Consider the following 6,692-nt stretch of genomic DNA (forward strand, 5'->3'; position numbering starts at 1 on the left):
TAGTTGGCCATGTACAGTTCCCAGATCATGCGGGTCATCAGCGTCACGTCGACGTCCTGACGCAACTCGCCCTCGCGGATGCCGGCCTGAAGAATACCGGCGATGGACTCGACGAAGGGCTTGGCCATGGCGCGCTGGCGCTCGTTGGCGTCTTCGGGCTGGAACCAGGCGCGGGCGAATATCGCCTGAACCAGCGGCAGATGGTCCAGACCGCGATGATAGCCGACCGACAGGGCCGATGTCAGGCGCTCGGCCGCGCGACCGTCCGCCGTCGCCGCCGCCTGAAACGCTTCCAAGGTCCCGGCCAGATTTTCCGCCAGGACCGCCTCGAACAGTTCGGATTTGTCCTGGAAGTTGGCGAAGACCGCCCCCGTCGACATGCCGGCACCCTTGGCGATGTCGCGAATGGTGGCCGCGTCATATCCGCGCTCCGCGAACAGGACGCGCGCGGCCTCCAGCACCTTGGCGTGGGTGCGGACCTTGGCGGCCTGGCGTCGGTTCAGGCGCGGGGCCTCGATATCGGCGTCGGTCTGGGTCGTGGGCAAAACGGAATCTCGCATGAAATCGGTTACTCGACTGGCGGCTTGAACCCTTGTGCCGCGTGAAACTGGATCACCGAAGTGACGGAAGGAATGGAACACGGCGGCCGCAGCACACCGAACGTCTTTCCGGACAGCGCGGCTGTTGACCACCGAACGATGACCAAAATGGGGTGCAGGGATTAACAGCCCGGCCGTTTCGGCAACACAATTGGTGACACCCTGACAAACCCAAGGCCGCGTCAGCTCCGGTTCGTGGCCCGCAGCGCGCGCGGCCGTCGGGCTGTCTGTCCATCGGGCATGGCGGCCTGAAACAGCTTCCGATAGCGATCGCGACGTTCGTGAACGGACGCCAGAACCAGGCCCATGGGCACCCCCAGATCGACCAGGGTGTTCTCGGCCAGTTGCAAGCTGGCCTCGGTGGTTTCCGGCACGGCATCGGTCACGCCAAGCCGATACAGCCGTTCGGCATGGCGGTCGTCGCGGGCCCGCGCGATCAGGATCAGATCCGGCCTCAGGGCGCGGGCGGCGACCACCACCTCGTCCACCTTGGAGGGCGCGTCCATGGTGACGATGACGGCGCGGGCCGTGTCGATCCCGCACAGCCGCAGCATCTCCTCGCGTCCGGCATCGCCATAGAAGACATTGGCCCCCTCGGCCCGCCCCATGGACACGGTCGAGGGATTGGCGTCGATGGCCAGAAACGTCTGGCCGTGCTCGGTCAGCATCTCGCCCACCAGCCGCCCGACCCGACCGAAGCCGACGATCAGAACCTGATTGTCCGTATCGACCGGCACCAGGGCCTCGGGCGGCAGATCCGGATGCGCCGCCTCGACCCTCTTCGTCAGGCGACTGGCGATCAGGGCCATCAGCGGGATGGTGAAGATGCTGATAGTCGCCGCCAGCAGGGCGGTCTGGGTAAAGCCGGGTGACCCGATCCCCTCCAGCACGCCGGCCCCCAGGATGACGAAGGCGAACTCTCCCGCCGGTCCCAGGACAAGGGCTGTCTCGATAGCGGTGCGATTGTTCAGTCCCCACAGCCGCGCCGCCCCATAGATCAGGCCGATCTTGACGGCGGTCAGCAGGGCCGCGAGACCGAACACGCCCCAGGGATCGGCAGCGACGGCATCCAGGTCCAGACCGATGCCCACCCCGACGAAGAAGACGCCCAGCAGCAGCCCCTTGAACGGCTCGATCGAGATTTCGACCTCGCGCCGGAACTCGGTTTCGGCCAGCAGCAGTCCGGCGATCAGCGCCCCCAGGCTCATCGACAGGCCCGCCGCTTGGGCCGCCAGGCCGGAGCCGACGACGACCAGCAGGCTGGCGGCCACGAACATCTCCTGGCCCTGGCCCTTGGCCTTCGCCTTGGCGACGGAACGGAACATGGGCCGCAGCACCAGCCGCCCCAGAGCGACCAGCAGGGCCAGGCCGATGGCGGCGGGGACCAGCGTCAGCAGGGCAGGGCGCAGCACCGCAGGATCGAAGTCCCCCCCGGCCGCGGTCGCACCCTGGGCCAGGGCCGCCAGGACGGTGACGGTGATCAGGATCGGCGCGACGGCCAGATCCTGGGCCAGAAGTATGGAAAAGGTCGCCCGACCACTGGTGGTGGTCACCCGCCCGCGCTCGGCCATGACCGGCATAACCACCGCCGTGGATGACAGCGCCAGCCCCATGCCCAGCACCGCGGAAGCAACCAGCGACTGGCCCATCAGCATGAAGACGGCACCCAGCACGACGGTGCAGGCCGCAACCTGGGTCAGGCCCAGGCCGAAAACCAGCCGTCGCATCGCCTTCAGCCGCTCCCACGACAGCTCCAGCCCGATCATGAACAGCAGGAAGGCGACGCCCAGTTCCGATAGCGACCTTATCTGGGCCGCATCGGAGATGGTCAGCCAGCTCAGCCACGGCAGGGTGTCGGCCAGCCTCGCCAGCCCCTGCGGCCCCAGCAGCACCCCGGCGGCCAGAAATCCCAGCACCGGGCTGATCTTGAAACGGTTGAACAGGGGCACGACCACGCCGGCGGCCGCCAGAAAGACCACCAGATCCTTGTATTCGCCGCCGCCGTGTCCGCCCGCCATGATGCTCCCGCCTGTTGCGGCGCACTATCGGGTGCTGCGCCCTCAACGCCAAGCGAAAGCCTGACCGTGAGGCCTCTAATCCGCTTCATGACAAAAAATTCAGGTTACGGCGCGAAATCAGGGCGTAGGGTCCGCGCCGACATCCTCCGCCTTCTGAACAGCCAAGGTTTGATCTGCATGAAGACCCTGCTTCTCGGTGCCGCCATCGGCGCGCTCGTCCTGCCCGCCGCCCCCGCCTTCGCCCAGCATTTCAGCGACGACGGCCACGACCACGCCTGTATCGACGAGGCCTGCACCGTCTTCGAACTGTTCCAGGCTCCGCCCGCCCCCGCCGGCGGCACGGTCCAAGGCTACCAGGGCATCGCGACGCCCAAATACGGCACCTGGGGGTTCGACCTGGCCGGGCGCGACACCTCGGTGAACCCCGGCGACAACTTCTTCCGCTATGCCAATGGCGCGGCGCTGGACCGGCTGCAGATCCCGTCGGACCGTACCTCCTACGGCTCGTTCAACCTGCTGCGCGAACTGTCGGACAACCGGGTCAAGGTAATGATTGACGACTTGGCCGCCCGCACTGACCTGACCGCCGGATCGGATGAGCAGAAGATCGCCGACGCCTATCGATCCTACATGGACGAGGCCCGGATCGAGGCGCTGGATGCCCAGCCGCTGGCTCCCTATCTCGCCGCCATCCGCGCGGCCGATACCCATGACAAGGCCGCCGTCTACATGGGCTCGACCCAGGGCAAGGTCGGCGGCTCCATCTTCGGCACCGGCATCACGACCGACCAGAAGGCCCCAACCCGCTATGTCGTCTCGACGGGCCAGTCGGGCATCGGCCTGCCCAACCGCGACTACTATCTGGCCGAACGCTGGGCCGACAAGAAGGTGCTGTATCAGGCCTATGTCGCCCGTATGCTGGAGATGATCGGCTGGGACAGCCCGGTCGAGAGCGCCGCCGCCATCGTCGCCTTCGAGACCCGTATCGCCGAAGCGCACTGGACGCCGGAGCAGAACCGCAACCGCGACGAGACCTACAACGAATACACCATCGCCAAATTGGCCGAGGAGGCTCCCGGCTTCCCCTGGCAGGACTATTACAACGCCGTCGGCGTCGGTGAGGTGCCGCGCCTGATCGTGCGTCAGGACACGGCCCTGCCGGCCATCGCCGCCATCTATGCCGAGACGCCGATCGAGACGATCCAGGCCTGGCAGGCCTTCCACACCACCGACGATGCGGCGGGCCGTCTGTCCAAGCGCTTTGCCGATGCCCAGTGGGAGTTCCGCTCGCGCGACCTGCAGGGTCAGCCCATGCAGCGCCCCCGCGACAAGCGCGGCATCAGCTTCGCCGAGGGCATGCTGGGCGAGGCCGTCGGCCGCCAGTATGTGGCCGAATACTTCCCCGCCGAATCCAAGGCCAAGATGGAGGAACTCGTCGCCAACCTGCGCCTGGCCCTCGCCGCCCGCATCCAGAACTACGACTGGATGAGCGCCGAGACCCGCGCCGCCGCCGAGGACAAGCTGAACAAGTTCACGGTCAAGATCGGCTATCCGAACAAGTGGCGCGACTATTCCGCCCTGGACATCCGCCCCGACGACCTGTTCGGCAATGGCGAGCGCGCCGGCCTGTTCCAGTGGAACTATCAGCTCGCCCGCCTCAACCAGCCGGTCGACAAGGACGAGTGGGGCATGACGCCCCAGACCGTGAACGCCTATTACAACTCGACCAATAACGAGATCGTCTTCCCCGCCGCCATCCTGCAGCCGCCCTTCTTCGATCCGGATGCGGACCCGGCCGTCAACTACGGCGGCATCGGCGGCGTGATCGGTCACGAGATCGGCCACGGCTTCGACGACCAGGGCTCCAAGTCCGACGGTGACGGCGTACTGCGCAACTGGTGGACGCCTCAGGACAAGGCCAATTTCGACGCCCTGACCGCGCGACTGGGCGAACAGTACGGCCAGTTCGAGCCCATCCCCGGCTTCAAGGTCCGCCCGCAGTTGACCATGGGCGAGAACATCGGCGACGCCGCCGGTGTGGCCGTCGGTCTGGCCGCCTATCGCCTGTCGCTGAACGGAGCCGAGGCCCCGGTCCTGGACGGTACCACGGGCGACCAGCGCTTCTTCTATGGCTGGGCCCAGGTCTGGCAGTCCAAGTATCGCGAGGCGGCCCTGAAGCAGCAGATCGATACCGACTCGCACAGCCCGGCCGAGTTCCGCGTCATCGGCCCGGTGCGCAACATGGACGAATGGTACACCGCCTTTGACGTCCAGCCGGGCACCGCCTACTATCTGCCCGAGGATCAGCGCGTCCGCATCTGGTAGCGGTCGGAAGGTGAAATGATGAGGGCCGGAGCGGCGACGCTCCGGCCCTTTTTCATAGGTCGCCAAGGCCGGGCTTCAGGCACAAAAAAGCCCGCTGCGGGGGATACATCGCAGCGGGCTTTCTTTCGCTCTCTAGGGAGCGGACGTTTCCTCCCCGAAACGCCTCCAGGAGCTGCTGCGCCGAAACGCTGCGCTTCCGAGTAAGACCAATTGACGACAGTTTGCCGCACAAGTCAATGATTGGTCAGGCAATACAGGCTGTAACCGCTTGGTTATCGACGATAACTTACGCGGGCCCCAGCGTTGCTGTGACGATACGGCGGACCGTCTCGACCAGCTGTCCTCGTTCGACAGAAAGTTGCCCGGGCCGCTCGGCTTTCCAGGCGTCATTGCCCGCGATGGCCGAGGCGGCGGCGCGCCCAGCGTCCAGATCCTTGATGGTCACCGTACCCGCCGCGATCTCGTCGCCGCCCAGGATGACGGCGGCGGGCGAGCCCCGGCGGTCGGCATATTTCATCTGCGCCTTCATGCCCGCCCGGCCCAGATACAACTCGGCGGCGATGCCCGCATTCCTCAGCTCGGCCAGCGCCTCTAGATAGTGCGGCATGTCGGCGTCGGAGAAGACGATCAGCACCACCGGCCCGCGCACCGCCGCATCCTCGGCCCGCCCTGCAGCCCTCAGCGCCGAGGCCAGGCGCGATACCCCGAACGAGAAGCCCGTCGCCGGCAGCCGCTCGCCCGTGAACCGCGCCACCAGATCGTCGTAGCGGCCCCCGCCGCCGATGGAGCCGAACCGCACGGCGCGGCCCTTGTCGTCGGTCGTCTCCAGCAGCAGTTCGGCCTCGAAGACTGCACCGGTATAGTATTCCAGCCCGCGCACGATGGTCGGATCGAACCGCACCGCGTCCTGGCCGACCTTCATCGCATTCAGCGCCTGATCGATGGCCGCCAGCTCGTTCAGCGCCGCCTCGCCGATGGCCCCCAGACCGCCCGCGCGCGCCACGGCGTCCAGCGTCTCCGACCGGCTCAGCCCCGCATCCCCGGCCGAGGCCAGAAAGGCCTCGATGGTCGACGCCACGCCCAGGGGCAGTTGCGCCCCCTTGGTATAGTCCCCGCTGTCGTCCAGTCGCCCTTCGCCCAGCAGGGCCGCGACGCCCTCCCAGCCCAGGCGGTCGAACTTGTCGATGGCCCGCAGCGCCGTCAGCTTCTGGACCGGATCGGTCACCCCGCCCGCCTCGAACAGGCCGTCGAACAGCTTGCGGTTCGAGACGCGGATGACGGCCTGATCCGCGTCCAGTCCGGCGGCGCGCAGACCTTCGCCGGCCATGGCGATGATCTCGGCATCGGCTTCCGGCCGATCCGAGCCGACCGTATCCGCATCGCACTGGGTGAACTCGCGGAACCGGCCCGGGCCCGGCTTTTCATTGCGCCACACGGACCCGAAGGCATAACGGCGGAACGGCTTGGGCAGGGTTTCCCAGTTCTGGGCGGCGAACCGGGCCAGCGGCGCGGTCAGGTCGTAACGCAGCGCCATCCACTGGTCGTCATCATCCTGAAGCGCGAAGACACCTTCGTTCGGCCGGTCGGCGTCGGGCAGGAACTTGCCCAGCGCATCGGCATATTCGAACGCGCCCGTGTCCAGCGGCTCGAACCCCCAGCGCTCATAGACCTCTGACACCTGACGCACGATGCGTCGCTCGGCGATCAGGTCGCGGCCGCGCCGGTCGGCAAAGCCGCGGGGGCTGCGAGC

General features: G+C 67.1%; 4 protein-coding genes. 1 reads left to right on the top strand and 3 read right to left on the bottom strand.

Features of this window, described 5'->3' with window-relative positions:
* Together JHC81_RS13125 and JHC81_RS13130 are read right to left on the bottom strand one after the other, a co-directional pair.
* Positions 1-560: TetR/AcrR family transcriptional regulator (locus tag JHC81_RS13125; protein ID WP_292175398.1), on the bottom strand; the 560-nt coding region annotated here is incomplete at its 3' end.
* Between the two features lie 221 nt (positions 561-781).
* The gene (locus tag JHC81_RS13130) at positions 782-2,617 is read right to left on the bottom strand and encodes a cation:proton antiporter (protein ID WP_292175400.1); all 1,836 of its coding nucleotides are present in this window, start codon (positions 2,615-2,617) and stop codon (positions 782-784) included.
* A gap of 177 nt (positions 2,618-2,794) precedes the next feature.
* Between JHC81_RS13130 and JHC81_RS13135 the strand changes: the two genes are divergently transcribed.
* The gene (locus JHC81_RS13135) at positions 2,795-4,942 is read left to right on the top strand and encodes a M13-type metalloendopeptidase (RefSeq protein WP_292175402.1); all 2,148 of its coding nucleotides are present in this window, start codon (positions 2,795-2,797) and stop codon (positions 4,940-4,942) included.
* 286 nt (positions 4,943-5,228) lie between these two features.
* Here JHC81_RS13135 and hisS read toward each other — a convergent pair.
* On the bottom strand, positions 5,229-6,692 hold a 1,464-nt coding region (gene hisS, locus JHC81_RS13140; protein WP_292175404.1), incomplete at its 5' end, for a histidine--tRNA ligase.

It is taken from the genome of Brevundimonas sp. (assembly GCF_016463295.1).
Classification (GTDB): domain Bacteria; phylum Pseudomonadota; class Alphaproteobacteria; order Caulobacterales; family Caulobacteraceae; genus Brevundimonas.

Coding starts and splice junctions, on each gene's coding strand:
- JHC81_RS13130 (WP_292175400.1), bottom strand. CDS start 2,617: ATGGCGGGCGGACACGGCGGCGGCGAATACAAGGATCTGGTGGTCTTT.
- JHC81_RS13135 (WP_292175402.1), top strand. CDS start 2,795: ATGAAGACCCTGCTTCTCGGTGCCGCCATCGGCGCGCTCGTCCTGCCC.